Genomic DNA, 18358 nt, shown 5'->3' with positions numbered 1-18358 from the left:
CCCGCCCACCCGGCGCACGCCATCGAGGCGCGCGCCGGGCGATCATCCGGGCGTGACGACTAGCTCCGAGGGTGTCCCGGCAGCGTGATCGTGAGCCGGGCGGGGTTCGTCGCCGTGGTCCCGGCCGCGTTCTTGAAGACCGCTCGGTACTCCGTGCCGAGGCTCAGCACGGTGGCCTTGAACGTGAGCGTGGTGCTCTTCGCACCCGGCACCGTGACCCACGGGCTGCCGAACCAGCGCACCTGCCAGGTGACCGTCGGCGTCGGGTAGCCGGTGGCGGCCGCGGTGAAGGTCACCGTCGTGCCGAGCGCGGCGCGGACCGGCGCCGGGTGCGTGGTGATGACCGGGGCGGACTTCGCCACCTTCAGCGTCGCCACCTGCGTCGTCGCCGAGCCGGCCGCGTTGGTGAACACCGCGCGGTACCGGGCGTTGGCGGAGACGACCACGTCGAGCGTGGTCGACGTGGCACCGACGACGTCCTGCCACGGCCCGGCCTGCTGGACCTGCCACTGCACCGTCGGCGTGGGTGTGCCGGACGCCGTCGCGGTGAACGACGCCGTCGAGCCGAAGGCTGCCGTCACGGACGCGGGCTGCGCCGTGATGGCCGGGGCCACCTGCACCGGCGCACCGGCACCCAGGTCGGCGACGAACGACGCCACCCAGGACATCGACGAGTTCCAGTTGATCGTGATCTCGTTGGACGCCCAGGAGGAGATGACGTCGAGGTAGCACATCGCCGGAGCGCAGCCCTGGGTGAACGTCGACTGCATCGTCGGGTCCCACGTTCCGGTGATCGAGTTCGGGCCGCCCGCCAGCGAGCCCGGAGGCGGCTCCGGCAGACCCGGGTCGAGGGAGTTCGCGAACCAGCGGCTGTGCTGCTGGTGCGAGGCCACCTCGCCCCACCCGGTCACGTAGGACTGGTTGAGGCCGTTGCGGCCCAGCAGGTAGTCCATGCCCTCGAGCACCGCGCGGCTGTACGTCGCGTCACCGGTGAGGTCGAACGCCACGCCGAGAACGACCAGGTTGTTCGTCACCGAGGAGCTGGAGCCCCAGTCGTACGTGCCCGAGGTGGGCGAGTAGACCGAGCCGAACGGGTGCGCCGCCTGGCTGGCGACGTACTCGTCCGCACCGGCGACGACGGACGCCTTGACCTCGTCGAGGCCGGGCAGGTCGTTCGGCACCGTGGCCAGGTCCATGCGGCCGAGTGCCGCGACGCTGCCCCAGTTGAACCCGCCGGCCGTGAACACGTCCGCGGTGTGCTGCGGGCTGGTGAGGACGTACTGCTCGAACGCGTCCTCACCCGTGGTGAGGAACAGCTCCGCGGCCGCCCAGTAGAACTCGTCCGTGACCACGGAGTCGTCATACGGGCCACCACCGTCGGCACCCGCCGCGGCGGGTGCGAAGACGGCCGGGTGCTCGAGCGCCGCGGCCCAGGTCGACCGCGCCGTCGCCAGCAGGGAGTCGGCGAACGCGGCGTCGTACTCGCGGAACAGGCGGGCACCCTGCGCGGCCACCGCGGCGACGTTGAGCGTCGCAGCCGTGGACGGCCGGTGCAGCGAGCGCACCTGCGGGTCGTCCGCAGGAGCCAGCGGCAGGCCAGTCCAACCCTCGTCGTGGACCTTGTGGTGCACCATCCCGGCATACTCGCCGGAGGGCGCGATCATCTTCTGCATCCACTCGAGCTCCCAGCGCGCCTCGTCCAGCACGTCGGGAACGCCGTTGCCGTGCTCGGGCAGGTCGAGGGTGCCGTCGCCGAGAGCCCCCGGCGTCGCCGTCCACGCCGTCAGGGTCCGCTCGTAGGTGCCGAGCAGCTGCGCCACCGAGATGCCGCCGTTGACCACGTACTTGCCGTGGTCGCCCGCGTCGTACCAGCCGCCCGAGACGTCGAGCGTGTAGTCGCAGGTCCAGCCGTCGTAGTAGTCACGCGGACCGATGCACGGCACCTCGGTGTCGCCCTGGTTGGGTGCGACCCCGACGTGCCCGGCCTCACGGGCGTACTCCTCGCCGACGATCGCGCCGTCGATCGGCGTGCCCGAACGAGCGAGGTAGAAGTAGTCGAGCGCGTCCTGGCGGAGCTGCTGGTAGAGGTCCGCGTCGATGTCGAACGGGCGGCTCGTCTCGCCGTCGGCGACGAGCGTGTAGCCGGCACCGGCCGTGGTCACGTCCGAGAAGTCGATGACGTGGACGTTGAGGTCGGTCGAGTCGTCCGTGCCCTCGGGCGTGGTCGTCCCGCTCGCCACGACGGCGTCGCCCGCGTCGTGCAGCTCCCACGCCAGCGCCTCGGTCGACTCGGTCACGAGGGTCGCGCGCTTCGGGCCCTCGGGCACGTAGCCGACCTGGTTGACGCGCACCCGGGGCCCGGTCTCGGGCTCGTACGGCGGCGGCGGTGCCGCGGTGGTGCGCAGCGACACGTCGGTGATGCAGAACTCGTACCCGGTCGTCTTCCCCAGGTGGAAGGCCAGCTGGCCGGGCGCCGCGCCGTCGGCGGGGAACGTGAGGTTCGCCGTGAACGGGTACGTGTACGTGGTCAGCTCGCTGGTCAGCGGCACGGAAGCCTGCTCGAACGTGGTCCGGTACGCACCGCCGCCCTCGCCGACGATCACGCGCACCGGGGTGTCCGGCGTCGCCTTGGCGGTGAAGGTCAGGACGTAGTTCTGACCCTCCTCGACCGGGATCCCGGTGAAGGCCAGGCCCGCGTCCCAGGGGTTGGTCTGCCCGCCGGGCAGGGTGGTGCAGAAGCCCCCGTCGGCGAACACGGGGTCCGAGCCGCCGTACAGGCCCCACGGCCCGAGCGACTCGGCGAAGGACGTGTGCGGCAGGAGCTCGACGTCGGAGGACAGCGACACGTCGTCCAGGCAGAACGTCCAGGCGTCCGGGCTGAAGCCGCCGAGCTGGAAGGCGATCTGGCCCTCGGGCTCGTCCGGGGTGGCGGTCGCGGGGTAGCTGTCGCCCGCGGTGAACTCGTAGGAGAAGTCCGTGGGCTCCGAGGTCAGGGCGGGGCTCCTGTCCAGCACCGTCCCGTAGGGGGGGCCGTTCTGGCCGACGAGCGCACGGACGGTGACGTCCGTCGTCGCGGACGCCGAGAACGCGAGCGTGTACGTCGTCCCCTGCTCGACCTCGACGCCGTTGAGCAGGACGCCGACCCCGTACTGCGCGGAGCCCGCGGGCACGTCGACGCAGAAGGCGCCGCCGCTGGTGTCGATCGCCCCCTCGTGCCCGTAGGCGACCCAGGCCCCTGGGCCGTCGTCGAAGGACTCGGCCGGCACGTCGGCCACCGCGGGTGCGATCCCCACGAGCACGAGCGCGGCTGTAGCGGTCAAGGCGGCGCTGGTGCGCCAGGTACGACGAGAAACCACGGTGTCTCCCTAGGTAGGAGCGCTCCCACGACCCTGTGGGGCGCCGATGACGCTCCGCGCAGGGTAGCCCTCGAACCAGACATTTCGGAAGAGCCTCGAAACGATTCGCCCGGACGAGGTACCTGTGCTCAGGCGGGCGCGAACACCAGAGCCGGCCGGATCGTGCCGCCCCGCTCCTCGAGCAGCGCGACGAGCTCGCCGGCCGGGTCGATCCCCGCGACCGTCGTCCCCGGCGCATCCTCGACCACCGCGATGGACTGCCCGTAGGACAGCGCGCGGGCCTCGGCGGCGGTGAGGTCCCGCACCGGGAACGTGGCGCGCGCCGAGTCGGCCAGCGACACCACGTCGATCGGCTCGTCCATCGGCAGGGCACCGAGGTCGTCCAGCGACCGGGCCACGTCGAGCCCGTAGCCGCCGACCCGCGTCCGCCGCAGCGCCGTCAGGTGGCCGCCGACGCCGAGCCCGGCACCCAGGTCGCGGGCGAGGGCGCGGACGTAGGTTCCCGACGAGACCACGACGGTCACGTCGACGTCGAGCACCGGCGACCCGTCGTCGGTGCGGGCCGGGCGCACGTCGTGCACGTCGAACCGGCTGACGGTGACGGGGCGCGCCGCCAGCTCGACGTCCTCGCCCGCGCGGACCCGGGCGTACGCCCGCTGACCGTCGACCTTGATGGCGGAGACGGCACTGGGCACCTGCTGGATCGCGCCGGTGAGGACGGCCGCTCCCGCGACGACGTCTGCCCGCGTCACGCCCGAGGCGTCGACGACCGCCAGGGCCTCCCCCTCGGCGTCGTCGGTCGTCGTCGCGACCCCGAGCCGGACGGTCGCGGTGTACTCCTTGTCGGCGCCGACGATGTAGGTCAGCAACCTCGTCGCGCGGCCGATGCCCACCACGAGCACGCCGGTCGCCATCGGGTCGAGCGTGCCCGCGTGCCCGACCTTGCGGGTGCTCGCCAGCCGGCGCATGCGGGCCACGACGTCATGGCTGGTCCACCCGGCGGGCTTGTCGACGACGACGACGCCGTCAGCGGCGGTAGGCCGCCTGGGCCCCTGCTCGGCCGAGCGCGTCACGCGGTGCGCCGCTCGGCGATGCCGTCCTGCACGCACTGCACGAGCGCGTCGAGGCCGCCGTCCTCGCCGCGGTGCGCCAGGGCGTCGACCGCGAGGAGCACGTTGATCAGCATCCCCTGCGCGACGAACGCGCGGGCGGTCTCGTCGTCGGCACCGGACCGCTCCCGGAACAGGCGGAACGCCTCCCCCAGCGTGTGTCGTGCGACGCGGCCCACCTCCTCGTCGGCACCGGCGATGAACCCGTGCATGACCAGGCGCAGCAGGTCGCGGTCCGCCAGGAGGCTGACGTACGCGTCGCCCATCGCGTGGCCCGCCTCGGGCCCCGCCGGAACGGCGCCGAGCGTCTCGAGGATCTGGGCGCTGGCCTCGGAGTACGCCGCGAGGAAGAGCTCGAGCTTGGTACCGAACAGCCGCACCACGTACGGCTGCGACACGCCTGCGGCGCGCGCCACCTCGTCCGTGCTGGCCGCGTACCCGCGCTCGGCGAACACCTTGCGGGCGGCGACCAGGATCTCGGCACGCCGCTGGGTGCCGGACATGCGCGGGGTCGGCTTCTTCGCCGTCCAGTCGATGAGCTGCTCCTGAGACATGGTTGACATGTTATCAGCCAATGCCTACGGTCGCTCTTGTTAGTAATCAATCAATGCCAACAAGGAGACCCTCGTGACCGTCACGATGCCGGCACCGGCCGGGCTGCCCGTCGCGCCACCTCCCGTGGGGCGGCGCCGAGGCACCGCCGTCGCGCTCGTCGCCGCCTCCGTCCCGATGTTCATGGCCACTCTCGACAACCTCGTCATGACCACCGCACTGCCCGTCCTGCGCACCGAGCTGTCGGCCACCCTCGAGCAGCTGCAGTGGATGGTGAACGCCTACACGCTCAGCTTCGCCACCCTGATGATCGCCGCCGCGACCCTGGGTGACCGGTGGGGACGGCGCCGGGTGTTCGTCGCCGGCATCGTCGTGTTCGCGCTCGCCTCGATCGCGTCCGCGCTGGCCACGAGCGCCGAGATGCTCATCGCCGCCCGCGCGGTGCAGGGCGCCGGCGCCGCGGCGATCATGCCGCTGTCCCTCACCCTGCTCGCCGGCGCGGTCCCTGCGGCCCGGCGGGCGATGGCGATCGGGATCTGGGGCGGCGTCTCCGGGCTGGGCGTCGCGCTCGGACCCGTCATCGGCGGCGCCGTGGTCGACGGGATCTCGTGGGAGGCGATCTTCTGGATCAACGTGCCGGTCGCCGTCGTCGCCGTCCCGCTGGTCCTCTGGGCGCTGCCCGAGTCGCACGGCCGACGCCAGCCGCTCGACCTCGCCGGGCTTGCCCTGGCGGGTGCCGGCATCCTCTCGCTCGTCTGGGCGATCATCCGCGGCAACGACGACGGCTGGGGCTCGGTCACCGTGGTCGGCGGCATGCTGCTCGGCGCCCTCCTGCTCGGCGCGTTCCTGCTCCGTGAGCAGCACACCGACCACCCGCTGATCCCGCTGCGGCTGTTCCGGGTGCGGTCCTTCGCGGTGGCCAACGGGAGCGCGCTCGTGTTCTCGTTCGGCGTCTTCGGCCTCGTCTTCCTGCTGGCCCAGTACCTGCAGATCGGCATGGGCTTCACGCCTCTGGAGGCCGGCATCCGCACGCTGCCGTGGACCGCCGCGCCGATGATCTTCGCGCCGATCGCCGGGATGCTCGCCCCCCGCGTCGGCGTCCGCCCGCTGCTCGCCGCGGGGCTCGCCCTGCAGGCCGCGGGACTGGCGTGGCAGGGACTCATCGTCTCCACCGACGGGCTCGTGTACGCCGACCTCGTGCCCGGGCTCGCCCTGGCCGGCATCGGCATGGGTCTGACCTTCGCACCGAGCGCGACGGCCGTGCTCTTCGACATGGCGCCCGACGACCACGGCACCGCCAGCTCGGTCAACTCCACGATCCGCGAGATCGGCGGAGCGCTGGGCGTCGCGGCCCTCGTCGCGGTGTTCACCGCGTCGGACGGCACCCTGACCCCCGACGGCTACGTGGCAGGGCTCCAGCCGGCGGCCCTCGTCGCCGCCGTGGTGGTGGCGCTCGGGGCACTCATGGTCCTGGTGTGGATGCCCCGCGAGACGGGACGTCAACGCGTCTGACGCAGCACACGACGGCGCCCCCTGGATCTCCAGGGGGCGCCGTCGTGTGCGTGGGGTTCAGTCGTCCGACGCGTCCTCGTCGGCCTTCTTGTACGGGTCCGCGTCGCCCGCGAAGCTCGCCTGCGCGGCGAGTGCGGCAACCTCGCGGTCCCGGCGAGCCGCCTCGAGCAGCGCGGCGTCCAGCTGGGCCGAGGTGTCCGGCAGCGCGTCGAGGTGGAAGTCCAGCGACGGGGTCAGCCGGATGCCGGTCTGCTTGCCCACCTCGGAGCGGATGATCCCCTTCGCGCTCTCCAGCGCGGCAGCGGTGTCGGTGCGTGCGGCGTCGTCGCCGAGCACCGTGTAGAAGACGTCGGCGTGCTGGAGGTCACCGGTGACGCGTACGTCGGTGACCGTGACGAAGCCCAGGCGCGGGTCCTTGATCCGGGTGTCGAGCATCTGCGCGACGACCTGCTGGATGCGCTCGCTGAGCTTGCGGGCGCGGGCTGTGTCCGCCATGGCATTCCTTTCTCGGGAGAGACCGCGGGGCGGGCGAGGAGGATTCCTCGCCCGCCCCGCGGGCGTGATCACTGGGGTCAGGCGCGAGGCTTCTCGCGCATCTCCCAGGTCTCGATGGTGTCGCCGATCTCGACGTCGTTGAACGAGCCGAGGCCGATACCGCACTCGAAGCCCTCGCGGACCTCCGTGGCGTCGTCCTTGAACCGCTTGAGCGACTCGATCGTCAGGTTGTCGCCGACGACCTTGCCGCCACGCGTGACGCGCGCCTTCGTGTTCCGTCGGATGAGGCCCGACCGGACGATCGAGCCGGCGATGTTGCCGAACTTCGACGACCGGAAGACCTCGCGCACCTCGGCGGAACCGAGCTGCACCTCCTCGTACTCCGGCTTGAGCATGCCCTTGAGGGCCGCCTCGACGTCGTCGATCGCCTGGTAGATGACCGAGTAGAAGCGCACGTCGACGCCCTCGCGGTCCGCCAGCTCCTCGACGCGCTCCGCGTACTTGACGTTGAAGCCGATGATGATCGCCGAGTCGACGGTGGCCAGGTTGACGTCGTTCTGCGTGATGGCACCCACCCCACGGTGGATGACGCGCAGCTCGACCTCCTCGCCCACGTCGATCTTGAGCAGTGCGTCCTCGAGCGCCTCGACGGCACCCGACACGTCGCCCTTGAGGACCAGGTTGAGGGTCTCGACCTTGCCCTGCTGGAGCGCCTGCGTGAAGTCCTCGAGGCTGATGCGCTTGCGACGCTTGGCCAGGAGGGCGGCACGCTCGGCCGCCTCGCGCTTCTCGCCGATCTGACGCGCGGTGCGGTCGTCCGGAGCCACGATGAACGTGTCGCCGGCGCGGGGCACCGAGGTCAGGCCGAGCACCTGGACGGGGCGCGACGGACCGGCCACGAGGACCGGCTCACCGTGCTCGTCGAACATCGCGCGGACACGGCCGTACGCGGTACCGGCGACGATCGAGTCGCCGACGTTCAGCGTGCCGGACTGCACGAGCACCGTCGCGACGGCACCGCGGCCCTTGTCGAGGTTCGCCTCGATGGCGACGCCACGAGCGTCCTTGTCGGCGTTGGCCCGCAGGTCGAGGGCCGCGTCCGCCGTGAGGAGGACCGCCTCGAGCAGCTGGTCGATGCCGACGTTCTGCTTCGCGGAGACGTCGACGAACATCGTGTCGCCGCCGTACTCCTCGGCCACCAGGTTGTACTCGGTGAGCTGCTGGCGGATCTTGTCGGGGTTGGCCCCCTCCTTGTCCACCTTGTTGACCGCGACCACGATCGGGACGCCGGCCGCCTGGGCGTGGTTGAGCGCCTCGATGGTCTGCGGCATCACGCCGTCGTCGGCTGCGACCACGAGGATCGCGATGTCGGTCACCTGCGCACCACGGGCACGCATGGCGGTGAACGCCTCGTGGCCCGGGGTGTCGATGAACGTGACGGCACGGTCGATGCCCTCGTGCACGGTGTGCACCTGGTAGGCGCCGATGTGCTGGGTGATCCCGCCGGCCTCGCCCGCGACGACGTCCGTCTGACGGATGGCGTCGAGGAGCTTGGTCTTTCCGTGGTCGACGTGACCCATGACGGTGACGACAGGCGGACGCGCCGTCAGGTCGTCGTCGCCCTCGGCCTCGAGCTCGGCGTCCAGGTCGATGTCGAAGGCCCCGAGCAGCTCGCGGTCCTCCTCCTCGGCCGACACCATCTCGATGATGTAGCCGAGCTCCTCGGCCAGCGTGCCGAACGTGTCCTCGTCCAGCGACTGCGTCGCCGTGGCCATCTCACCGAGGTGGAAGAGCACGGTGACCAGCGCGGCCGGGTTGGCGTCGATCTTGTCGGCGAAGTCGTTCAGCGACGAGCCGTGGCGCAGGCGGACGACGGTCTTGCCGTTTCCGCGAGGAACCTGCACGCCACCCAGCGAGGGGGCCTGCATCTGCTCGAACTCTTGACGCTTCGCACGCTTCGACTTGCGGCCACGGACGGGACGACCGCCCGCGCGACCGAAGGCACCCTGCGTGCTGCCGCGACCGGCACCGCCGGGACGACCGCCACCGCCACCGGGACGACCGGCGAAACCGCCGCCGCCACCGGGAGCGCCACCGGGCGCGCCGCCGCCGCCACCGGGACGACCGGCGTAACCGCCGCGCGCACCGCCACCGGCACCGCCGGGACCGCCACGGCCACCGGGGCCGGCAGGACGCTCGCCCGGACGACCGACACCGCTGGACGTCTTGCCCGGCATCATGCCCGGGTTGGGACGCGGACCACCGGGACGGGGACCACCGGGACGGGGACCGCCCGGACGCTCGCCGGCCGAGGCGGCCGGAGCACCCTCGGCGGCGGGACGACGGTCACGGTCGCCCGGACGCGGCATGCCCTGCGACGGCGCGAACGGGTTGTTGCCCGGACGCGGCGGACGGGGACCGCCACCACCGGGGCGCTCGCCCTGGCGAGGCATGCCCTGGGACGGAGCGAAGGGGTTGTTGCCCGGGCGTGCGGCAGGCGGGGCCTGACGCGGACCGGGACGGACAGCAGGGCTGGCCGGAGCAGCGGCAGCAGGAGCCTGCGCGGCGGCCGGGGCCGGGCGCGCGGGTGCCGGACGTGCCGGAGAGGGGGTTGCCGGAGCCGGGGCTGCGGGGGCAGCCGGCGCGGCAGGCGCAGCTGCTGCAGGCGCGGGCCGGGGGGCCTCGACCGGTGCAGCGGGTGCGGGTGCTGAGGGAGCAGCGGCCGCCGGGGCGGGCGCCGGGCGTGCCGGTGCCTTCGGGGCGGGTGCTGCTGCGGGGGTTGAACCTCCGCCACCGACCGGGTAGGTGTCCCGCAGCTTGCGGACGACCGGCGGTTCGATGGTCGAGGATGCCGAACGGACGAACTCTCCGAACTCGTTCAGCTTGGTCATGATGGTCTTGCTGTCGACCCCGAGCTCTTTGGCGAGCTCGTAGACGCGGACCTTGGCCACATCTCTCCTGTCTCGGTCCGCCCGGACAGGGTCGGACCGTCGTTAGTGCTGGGTACTCATCGCTGGGTACTCATCGGTGCGTGCTCATCGGGCAGCCATCGGCTTCCAACCCGCTTTCCGTATCGACGATCGGCCTCGCCACCGGGAACTACCCGGCGACGTCCTGCTCCTGCTGCTCCTCGAGGTGCCGGTGCACCGCGCTCGTTCCGGGCTGCCCCGCAACTCGCAGGGCGCGCCCGAACGCTCGGCGGCGTTCGGCCTTCTCGAGACATCCAGGATCGGGGTGCAGCCATGCCCCCCTGCCCGGCATCGTGCGGTCGACGTCCACGACGAGCTCGACTGTGCTCTCAGTGACAGCGACCACCCTCAGCAGGGCTGACCTCGGGCCGGTGGCTCGGCACCCCACGCACGTGCGGAGCGGACCCATGCCAGAGACACGTTCGGGTGTCTGTGGGGTCCGCCGGCTCGACGGGAGGAGCCGGACATCCGGCCCAGCCGCAGCAAGTCTACCGCGCCGCGGCTCCGGCGGCGTCACTCGTGAGGTCACTCACTGCCGTCCGCACCGTCGCGGGCAGCGTGCGACGCACCCTCGCGCTCCCCCGGCACCTCGGCGTCCGAGCGGATGTCGATGCGCCAGCCGGTCAGCTTGGCGGCGAGGCGGGCGTTCTGGCCCTCCTTGCCGATCGCCAGCGACAGCTGGTAGTCCGGCACGATCACGCGCGCCGCACGCGCCTCGGGGTCGACGACCGTCACGGAGAGCACCCGGGCGGGCGACAGGGCGTGGGCGATCATCTCCGCCGGGTCGTCGGCGTGGTCGACGATGTCGATCTTCTCGCCGTGCAGCTCGGCCATCACGGCACGCACACGGCCGCCCATCGGACCGATGCAGGCGCCCTTGGCGTTGACTCCGGGGACGGTCGCACGGACGGCCATCTTGGTGCGGTGCCCCGCCTCGCGCGCCATCGCGGTGATCTCGACGGTGCCGTCGGCGACCTCGGGGACCTCGAGCGCGAAGAGCTTGCGCACAAGGTTCGGGTGCGTCCGGGACAGGGTCACCTGCGGGCCGCGCTGGCCCCGGGCGACCTCGAGGACGTAGCCGCGGATCCGGTCGCCGTGGACGTACTCCTCGCCGGGGACCTGCTCGTGCGCGGGCAGGACCGCCTCGGTGCCGCCGACGTCGATCAGCACCGTGCGGGGGTCACGCCCCTGCTGGATGACCCCACCGAGGACCTCGCCCTCCTTGCCGCGGAACGCCCCGAGCACCTGGTCGTCCTCGGCGTCGCGCAGTCGCTGCACGATGACCTGGCGGGCCGTCGCGGTCGCGATGCGCCCGAAGCCGTCCGGGGTGTCGTCGAACTCGGGGCCGTCGGGTCCGGGCGGCGGCAGGATGCCCTCGTCGTCGGGCTCGCCGGCGGGTGCGGCCTCGCGCGCCCACACGGTCACGTGCCCGGTCTTGCGGTCCACCTCGACCCGCGCCCTCGTCTGCGCGCCCGGCGTGCGGTGGTAGGCGGACAGCAGCGCCTGCTCGATCGCTGAGACCAGCACGTCGAGGCTGATCTCCCGTTCGCGCTCGAGCAGCCGCAGCGTCTGCATGTCGATGTCCATCTCAGCTCTCCTTGCCGGCAGCGGCGTCGTGGCCGGCCGAGTCGTCGTCGTCCACAGGGCCGATGCCCGACAGGTCCACCTCGACGTGCGCGTGGCGCACGTCCGACAGGGGCACGCGGACGGGCTCGCCCACCACCGGCTTGCGACCCTTGAGCCCGGGCGTCACGGGCACGACGACGATCGCGTCGTCGGACCGATCCACCTCCGTCAGCCGGCCGGCCAGCGACCCGCCATCCGAGAGCGCCACGGTGACGAGGTGCCCGACGGCGTGCGTGAAGTGGCGGCGCTCCGTCAGCGCACGGTCAACACCAGGGCTCATCACGTCGAGGGTGTACTCGCCGACGATGACGTCGGCTGCGTCGAGGGCGTCGGAGACCGCTCGGGTGGCCTGTGCCACGCGGTCGAGATCCAGGCCGCCCTCGTCGTCCTCCGTGATGTCGAGGACCACCTCGACGACGGACCGCGAGCCTGCCTTGCGCACGGTGACGTCCTCGAGCACGAGACCCTCGGCCACGACGGCGGGCTCCACGACGTGCCGGACCCGCTCTGCGTGTGCTGGCGCGACCATCTCGGCCTCCTGTCGGTCCAGCGGGTCGTCGGCGAGCGACGTTGCGACCCTGTGATGTTGTGGGACCACAGTAACGAGTCCGGGCGTGCCCCACGGCCGCGGCCCCTCGGCATGGCAGGATCACCGGCGATGAGCGCGGACGAGAACCCTGCAGGCCACCGTGATCACGCGCGGGATCACGCGCGCACGGGGCGCTCGATCGTCCGCGCGCTCGTCGTCGCAGTGACGGTTCTCACCCTGGCGGCGTGCGGTCTGCGGGTGGAGACACCGCCACCCGTCGAGCCCAGCCCCGACGCCGTCGAGCAGATCCGTGCCCGGACGGTAACCGACTCGCTCGCGCTGTCGGCCGCGGCGAGCGCCGCCCTGCTGCTGCCCGACGGTGCCGTCGAGCCGGTCGCACCCGTGCTCGCGGACGTCACCGGCTTCTCCGACCAGCATGCCGACCAGCTCGGCGGCGTGTACGTGTCCGGGCTGCCGGCACCCACGGACTCCCCCACCGCCACCAGCACGCCGACGACCGACTCCGTGGCCGACGTCCTCGAGCAGCTCGCGTCGGCGACGCGCACCGCGCTGACGGATGCCGACGCCGTGACCGACGGACCGCTCGCACGGCTCATCGCCTCCGTCGCGACCTCCCGGGGGGAGCTGGCCACGCGGCTCGCGCTGGTCACCGGTGCGGAGATCCCGTCCCTGGTCCCCGACGAGACTGTTGCGCCGGCGGACCCGACGCCGAGCCCCGACAGCACAGCGCCGGAGGGCGACGCGCTGTCCGCCACCGAGGTCGGCGTGCTCGCACTCGTGCACGACGAGGCGGGGTACGGCTTCGAGGTGATCGCCGCCAAGCTCTCCGCCGAGCAGCGCGCGACGGCGGTGTCCGCCGCGGCCTCGCACCGGGCCCGCAGCGAGGACTGGGCGGCCGCCGCCGGGATCGACGGGACGGCGCAGGATCCTCGCCGTGCGTCGTACACGCTGCCGGCGGGCCTCGACGACCCGACCGTCGCGACGGCCCTCGGGCGCACGCTCGAGACGGCCGTCGCCGACGCCTACGCGAACGCGGTCGCCCAGGCCGGACCCGGTGACCGGGCGACGCTGATCGACGGCCTGCGCCGCGCGACCGTCGACGCCGCGATCTGGGGCGCCACCCCGGTCCCGTTCCCCGGCCTGCCGGAACGCGCCCAGCAGCCGACGGGCTGACGACCCGGGACGTCCGAGACGGGAACGTCCGAGCATCCGGTCGTCGGAACGACCCGATGCTCGGACGTGCTGCGGGCGGTCAGGCGGTGAGCAGGGCCGTGACCAGGGACTCGACCCGGTCCGCTGCCTCGGCGACGGGGACCTGCTCGGTGGCGCCGCCGACCCGCGGACGGACCTCGAGCACGCCCTCGGCCAGCCCGCGGCCGACGACGACCACGAGCGGGACGCCGAGGAGCTCCGCGTCGGCGAACTTCACGCCGGGCGAGACCTTGCCCGGTCGGTCGTCGTAGAGCACCTCGACACCGCGCGACGACAGTTCGGTGGCGATCGCGTCGGCGGCCTCGAACACCGCCGGGTCCTTGCCCGTGGCGACGACGTGGACGTGCGCCGGTGCCACGTGCGCCGGCCAGGCCAGCCCGCGCTCGTCGTTGTTGGCCTCCGCGAGCGCGGCGAGCACGCGGGTGACCCCGACGCCGTAGGAGCCCATCGTCACCACCTGCGCCTTGCCGTTCTGGTCCAGCACCGTCAGGCCGAGCGCCTGGGCGTACTTGCGCCCGAGCGCGAAGATGTGACCGATCTCGATGCCGCGCGCCAGCTCGAGCGGGCCGGAGCCGTCCGGCGCCGGGTCGCCCGCGCGCACCTCGGCGGCCTCGACCGTGCCGTCGGCGTGGAAGTCCCGACCCGCGACCAGGTCGAACACGTGCTTGCCGTGCTCGTTGGCGCCGGTGATCCACCGGGTGCCCGCGACGACCCGCGGGTCGAGCAGGTAGCGGATCGCCGTGCGCTCAGAGCCGTCGGCGACCGGGACGTTCGGGCCGAGGACCTCCGGCCCGAGGTAGCCGCGGACGAGCTCCGGGTGGGGTGCGAAGTCGGCGTCGCCCGCGGCCTCGACCTCGGCCGGCGCGACGGCCGCCTCGAGGCGCTTGAGGTCCACCTCGCGGTCGCCGGGCAGGCCGACGACGAGGAGCTCGCGCTCACCGCTCGGGTGCACGAGGGCCAGGACGACGTTCTTGAGCGTGTCGGCAGCGGTCCACGGCCGGTCCGGACGGGCGAACCGCTCGTTGGCGACGGCGACGAGGGTGTCGATGGTCGGGGTGTCCGGGGTGTCCTCGACATGGGCCGCCGGGGCGTCGTCGAACGGGATGGCGTCGGGGACGACCGTGGTGACCGCCTCGACGTTCGCCGCGTAGCCACCCGGTGAGCGCACGAACGTGTCCTCGCCGATCGCGGTCGGCGTGAGGAACTCCTCGGAGCGCGAGCCGCCCATCGCGCCGGACGTGGCCGCGACGATGACGTACTCGAGCCCCAGCCGGTCGAAGATGCGCTGGTAGGCGTCGCGCTGCGCCTGGTAGGAGGCCTCGAGCCCGGCGTCGTCGACGTCGAACGAGTAGGCGTCCTTCATGACGAACTCGCGCCCGCGGATGAGCCCGGCGCGCGGACGCGCCTCGTCGCGGTACTTCGTCTGGATCTGGAAGAGCGTGAGCGGCAGGTCCTTGTACGACGAGTACAGGTCCTTGACCAGCAGCGTGAACATCTCCTCGTGCGTCGGCGCGAGCAGGTAGTCACCGCCCCTGCGGTCCTTGAGCCGGAAGATGTTCGGCCCGTACTCGGTCCAGCGACCCGTCGCCTCGTACGGCTCCTTGGGCAGGAGCGCCGGGAAGTGGACCTCCTGGGCGCCGGCCGCGGCCATCTCCTCGCGGACGACCTGCTCCACCTTGGCGAGCACGCGCAGGCCCAGCGGCAGCCAGGTGTAGATGCCGGGGGCGGCGCGACGGATGTAGCCCGCGCGCACGAGCAGACGGTGGCTGGCGACCTCGGCGTCGACCGGGTCCTCCCGCAGCGTGCGGAAGAAGAGCTGGGACAGGCGGATGAGCATGGGAGGAGCGTAGTTGCCTGCGCCGAGTGGCTCGCACGAGATTACGGCGTACGCCACGATGGGCGCGTGCCCGAGCTTCCCGAGGTCGAGGCGCTCGCGCAGTTCCTGCGCGGGCGCGCGGACGGCCGCGCCGTGACCGAGGTGTCGATCGGTGCGATCAGCGCGCTGAAGACGTTCAGGCCCCCGCCCGACGCACTCGTCGGCGGCACGGTGGTCGACGTGCAGCGGCACGGCAAGTGGCTGGACCTCATGGTGGCGACGTCGACGGGTGAGCCGCTGCACCTGATCTGGCACCTGTCGCGCGCCGGCTGGGTCCGCTGGTCGGAGCAGCTGTCGACCAATCCCGTCCGGCCGGGGAAGTCACCGCTCGCGCTGCGGGTCCGCCTCGACGACGGCTCCGGGTTCGACCTGACCGAGGCGGGCACCCGCAAACGGCTCGCCGTGCACGTCGTCGAGGACCCGACCAACGTCCCGCAGATCGCGACGCTGGGCGTGGAGCCGCTCTCCGACGAGTTCACGGAGGACCGCCTGGCGGAGCTGCTCGCGTCGCGCAACCAGCAGGTCAAGGGCCTGCTGCGCGACCAGGGGACGATCGCGGGGATCGGCAACGCGTACTCCGACGAGATCCTGCTCGCCGCCCGGATGAGCCCGTTCGCGATGACGAAGTCGTTCGACGCGGAGCGCACCCGGGTCCTCTGGGAGGCGATCCGCGAGGTCCTCACGGGGGCCGTGGAGTCGGCGTCGGGAAAGCCTGCGATCGAGCTCAAGGACGCCAAGCGTCGCGGCATGAAGGTGCACGGACGGACGGGTCAGCCGTGTCCCGGGTGGGACGACGTGCCGTGCGGGGACACCGTGCACGAGGTGTCGTTCGCGGACTCGTCGCTGCAGTACTGCCCGACGTGCCAGACGGGCGGCAAGCCGCTCGCGGACCGGCGGATGTCCCGCCTGCTCCGCTGACCCGTCAGAACAGGACGGTGGCGTACGTGCCGACCTGGCGGAAGCCCACCGCGCGGTACGCCGCGAGCGCCCGCGTGTTGTAGCTGTTCACGTACAGGGACACCAGCGGCGCCACCTCACCGCGCGCGATCTGCACCACGGCGGCCATCCCGGTCTCCGAGAGCCGTTCGCCGCGCCGGTCCGGTGCCACCCACACGCCCTGCACCTGCGCCACTCCCCCGGCGACGGCGCCGAGCTCGGCCTTGAACACGACGTCGCCCGAGCGTCGACGGCCCACGACGCCCTCGGGCCGGTCGATCCGCACGAACGAGCGCCCCTGGGCGATCAGCCCGTGCACCCGCGTCTCGTACGGTCCCCCAGGACCGCTGACCGGCGAGTAGCCGACCTCCTCGGTGAACATCCGGACGCAGGCCGGGAGCACGATGTCGAACTCGTCGGGCAGCGAACGCCGCACGCGGGGGTCGGCCGTGATCAGCGGCGCGTGCTCGATCACCATGGACGGCTGGTCCTCGCGGACCTCGCGCGCAGCCGGCCAGAAGTAGCGGAGCCTGGCCCACAGCCCGAGTACGGCCTCGGCGGGCCCGACGATCGACGAGCAGCGGCGACCCTGTCCGCGCGCGAGCCCGGCGAAGGCGTCGAGCGCCCGGCTCACCACGTGGGGGTCGTCGACGGGGATGACCGGGACCATGTTCGCCCCGGCGTAGCAGATGGCGAGGAGCTCGCCGCCCTCCTCGTAGCCCCACAGCGTCCCGCCCGCGGCACGCAGCGACCGGCCCACGGCCTGCTCGAGCCGGGCGGTCGCCAGGACCGAGCCGACGGCGTCCCGCGCACAGACGGCCAGCGCGGCTTCGAGGTCGACGTCACCGAGGACCCGACCTCCGGCCCGACCGTCGAGCAGAGCAGCGCGGCGTTGCACCATGGGTAGATCCTGCACCACGGGCGTCCGGTTCACCCCTTGTCCGACACGTCGATCGAGTGAAGCTGGGCGCCAGCACCTCAGCCGACGGTGACGACGGGCGCTCCGTCGCCGGACTCGACGGGATCCATGCTCTCCGCGAGGCGCATGGCCTCCTCGATGAGGGTCTCGACGATGAGCGCCTCCGGCACGGTCTTGATGACCTCGCCGCGCACGAAGATCTGGCCCTTGCCGTTGCCGGACGCGACGCCCAGGTCGGCCTCCCGGGCCTCACCGGGGCCGTTGACGACGCAGCCCATGACGGCCACGCGCAGCGGGACCTCCATGCCCTCGAGCCCGGCGGTGACGCGCTCGGCGAGCGAGTAGACGTCGACCTGGGCGCGTCCGCAGGACGGGCAGGAGACGATCTCGAGCTTGCGTGGGCGCAGGTTGAGGGACTGCAGGATCTGGATCCCGACCTTGACCTCCTCGACCGGCGGCGCGGACAGGGACACGCGGATGGTGTCGCCGATGCCCTTGCTGAGCAGCGCGCCGAACGCGGTCGCGGACTTGATGGTGCCCTGGAACGCCGGGCCGGCCTCGGTCACGCCGAGGTGCAGCGGCCAGTCGCCGCGCTCGGACAGCAGCTCGTAGGCGCGGACCATGATCACGGGGTCGTTGTGCTTGACGGAGATCTTGAAGTCGCGGAAGCCGTGCTCCTCGAACAGCGACGCCTCCCACACGGCGGACTCGACGAGCGCCTCCGGGGTGGCCTTGCCGTACTTGGCCAGCAGGCGCGGGTCCAGCGAGCCGGCGTTGACGCCGATCCGGATCGACGTGCCGGCGTCGGTCGCCGCACGGGCGATCTCCTTGACCTGGTCGTCGAACTTGCGGATGTTGCCCGGGTTGACGCGGACCGCGGCACAGCCGGCGTCGATGGCGGCGAAGACGTACTTCGGCTGGAAGTGGATGTCCGCGATCACAGGGATCTGCGACTTGTGCGCGATCGCGGGCAGCGCGTCCGCGTCGTCCTGCGTCGGGACGGCAACCCGGACGATGTCGCAACCGGCGGCGGTCAGCTCGGCGATCTGCTGCAGCGTCGCGTTGATGTCCGTCGTCTGCGTCGTGCACATCGACTGCACGCTGACCGGGGCGTCGCCGCCGACGTCGATCTTGCCGACCTTGATCTTGCGGGTCTTGCGCCGGGGTGCCAGGACCAAAGGGGGCGCCTCCGGCATGCCGAGGCTGATCGGGATGCTCACGAGTTCATCATCGCACCCGGCAGGTG

General features: G+C 72.4%; 14 protein-coding genes. 3 read left to right on the top strand and 11 right to left on the bottom strand.

The window, feature by feature from the left end; all coding sequences use genetic code 11:
• Positions 1–59: 59 nt before the first annotated feature.
• From J2X26_RS13290 to J2X26_RS13280, 3 genes are all read right to left on the bottom strand, one after another.
• Entirely contained in the window at positions 60–3356 is a 3297-nt protein-coding gene (locus J2X26_RS13290) for a glycoside hydrolase family 9 protein (protein ID WP_307492936.1), read from the bottom strand.
• A 128-nt stretch (positions 3357–3484) separates the two neighbouring features.
• On the bottom strand, positions 3485–4429 hold the full coding sequence (truB, locus tag J2X26_RS13285; protein ID WP_307492934.1) for a tRNA pseudouridine(55) synthase TruB: 945 nt from the start codon (positions 4427–4429) through the stop codon (positions 3485–3487).
• Positions 4426–5019, bottom strand: a complete 594-nt coding sequence (locus J2X26_RS13280) for a TetR/AcrR family transcriptional regulator (protein WP_307492933.1) — start codon at positions 5017–5019, stop codon at positions 4426–4428. The genes truB and J2X26_RS13280 overlap by 4 nt, the downstream gene beginning before the upstream one ends.
• A gap of 73 nt (positions 5020–5092) precedes the next feature.
• Here J2X26_RS13280 and J2X26_RS13275 point away from each other — a divergent pair, with 73 nt between their 5' ends.
• Positions 5093–6529: an MFS transporter gene (locus tag J2X26_RS13275; protein WP_307492931.1), complete on the top strand. Its 1437-nt coding sequence runs from the start codon at positions 5093–5095 to the stop codon at positions 6527–6529.
• A 57-nt stretch (positions 6530–6586) separates the two neighbouring features.
• Here the strand turns inward: J2X26_RS13275 and rbfA are convergent, their stop codons facing one another.
• The 5 genes from rbfA to rimP form a co-directional block, all read right to left on the bottom strand.
• On the bottom strand, positions 6587–7024 hold the full coding sequence (rbfA, locus tag J2X26_RS13270) for a 30S ribosome-binding factor RbfA (RefSeq protein ID WP_307492929.1): 438 nt from the start codon (positions 7022–7024) through the stop codon (positions 6587–6589).
• Positions 7025–7101: 77 nt separating this feature from the next.
• On the bottom strand, positions 7102–9975 hold the full coding sequence (gene infB, locus J2X26_RS13265; protein WP_307492927.1) for a translation initiation factor IF-2: 2874 nt from the start codon (positions 9973–9975) through the stop codon (positions 7102–7104).
• 148 nt (positions 9976–10123) lie between these two features.
• Positions 10124–10402: a YlxR family protein gene (locus J2X26_RS13260; RefSeq protein WP_307492925.1), complete on the bottom strand. Its 279-nt coding sequence runs from the start codon at positions 10400–10402 to the stop codon at positions 10124–10126.
• A gap of 116 nt (positions 10403–10518) precedes the next feature.
• Entirely contained in the window at positions 10519–11580 is a 1062-nt protein-coding gene (gene nusA, locus J2X26_RS13255) for a transcription termination factor NusA (RefSeq protein WP_307492923.1), read from the bottom strand.
• 1 nt (position 11581) lies between these two features.
• Positions 11582–12148 (bottom strand): ribosome maturation factor RimP, encoded by a 567-nt coding sequence (rimP, locus tag J2X26_RS13250; protein WP_307492921.1) that lies wholly within the window; start codon positions 12146–12148, stop codon positions 11582–11584.
• Between the two features lie 129 nt (positions 12149–12277).
• On the opposite strand from rimP, the gene J2X26_RS13245 reads away from it, so the two are divergent.
• The gene (locus tag J2X26_RS13245) at positions 12278–13342 is read left to right on the top strand and encodes a DUF4439 domain-containing protein (RefSeq protein ID WP_307492919.1); all 1065 of its coding nucleotides are present in this window, start codon (positions 12278–12280) and stop codon (positions 13340–13342) included.
• A gap of 79 nt (positions 13343–13421) precedes the next feature.
• On the opposite strand, the gene J2X26_RS13240 is transcribed toward J2X26_RS13245, so the two are convergent.
• On the bottom strand, positions 13422–15218 hold the full coding sequence (locus tag J2X26_RS13240) for a proline--tRNA ligase (RefSeq protein ID WP_307492917.1): 1797 nt from the start codon (positions 15216–15218) through the stop codon (positions 13422–13424).
• Between the two features lie 66 nt (positions 15219–15284).
• On the opposite strand from J2X26_RS13240, the gene J2X26_RS13235 reads away from it, so the two are divergent.
• Positions 15285–16175 (top strand): Fpg/Nei family DNA glycosylase, encoded by an 891-nt coding sequence (locus J2X26_RS13235; RefSeq protein ID WP_307492915.1) that lies wholly within the window; start codon positions 15285–15287, stop codon positions 16173–16175.
• A 4-nt stretch (positions 16176–16179) separates the two neighbouring features.
• Here J2X26_RS13235 and J2X26_RS13230 read toward each other — a convergent pair whose 3' ends face one another.
• Together J2X26_RS13230 and ispG are read right to left on the bottom strand one after the other, a co-directional pair.
• Entirely contained in the window at positions 16180–17094 is a 915-nt protein-coding gene (locus tag J2X26_RS13230) for a GNAT family N-acetyltransferase (protein ID WP_307492913.1), read from the bottom strand.
• 77 nt (positions 17095–17171) lie between these two features.
• Complete coding sequence (gene ispG / locus J2X26_RS13225) at positions 17172–18332, bottom strand: flavodoxin-dependent (E)-4-hydroxy-3-methylbut-2-enyl-diphosphate synthase (protein WP_056021182.1); 1161 nt, start codon at positions 18330–18332, stop codon at positions 17172–17174.
• Between the last annotated feature and the right edge of the window lie 26 nt (positions 18333–18358).

The organism is Cellulomonas humilata (assembly GCF_030814415.1).
Lineage (GTDB): Bacteria > Actinomycetota > Actinomycetes > Actinomycetales > Cellulomonadaceae > Cellulomonas > Cellulomonas humilata_A.
The sequence above is the reverse complement of the archived record's forward strand: the minus strand, read 5'-3'. Positions and strand labels throughout refer to the sequence as shown.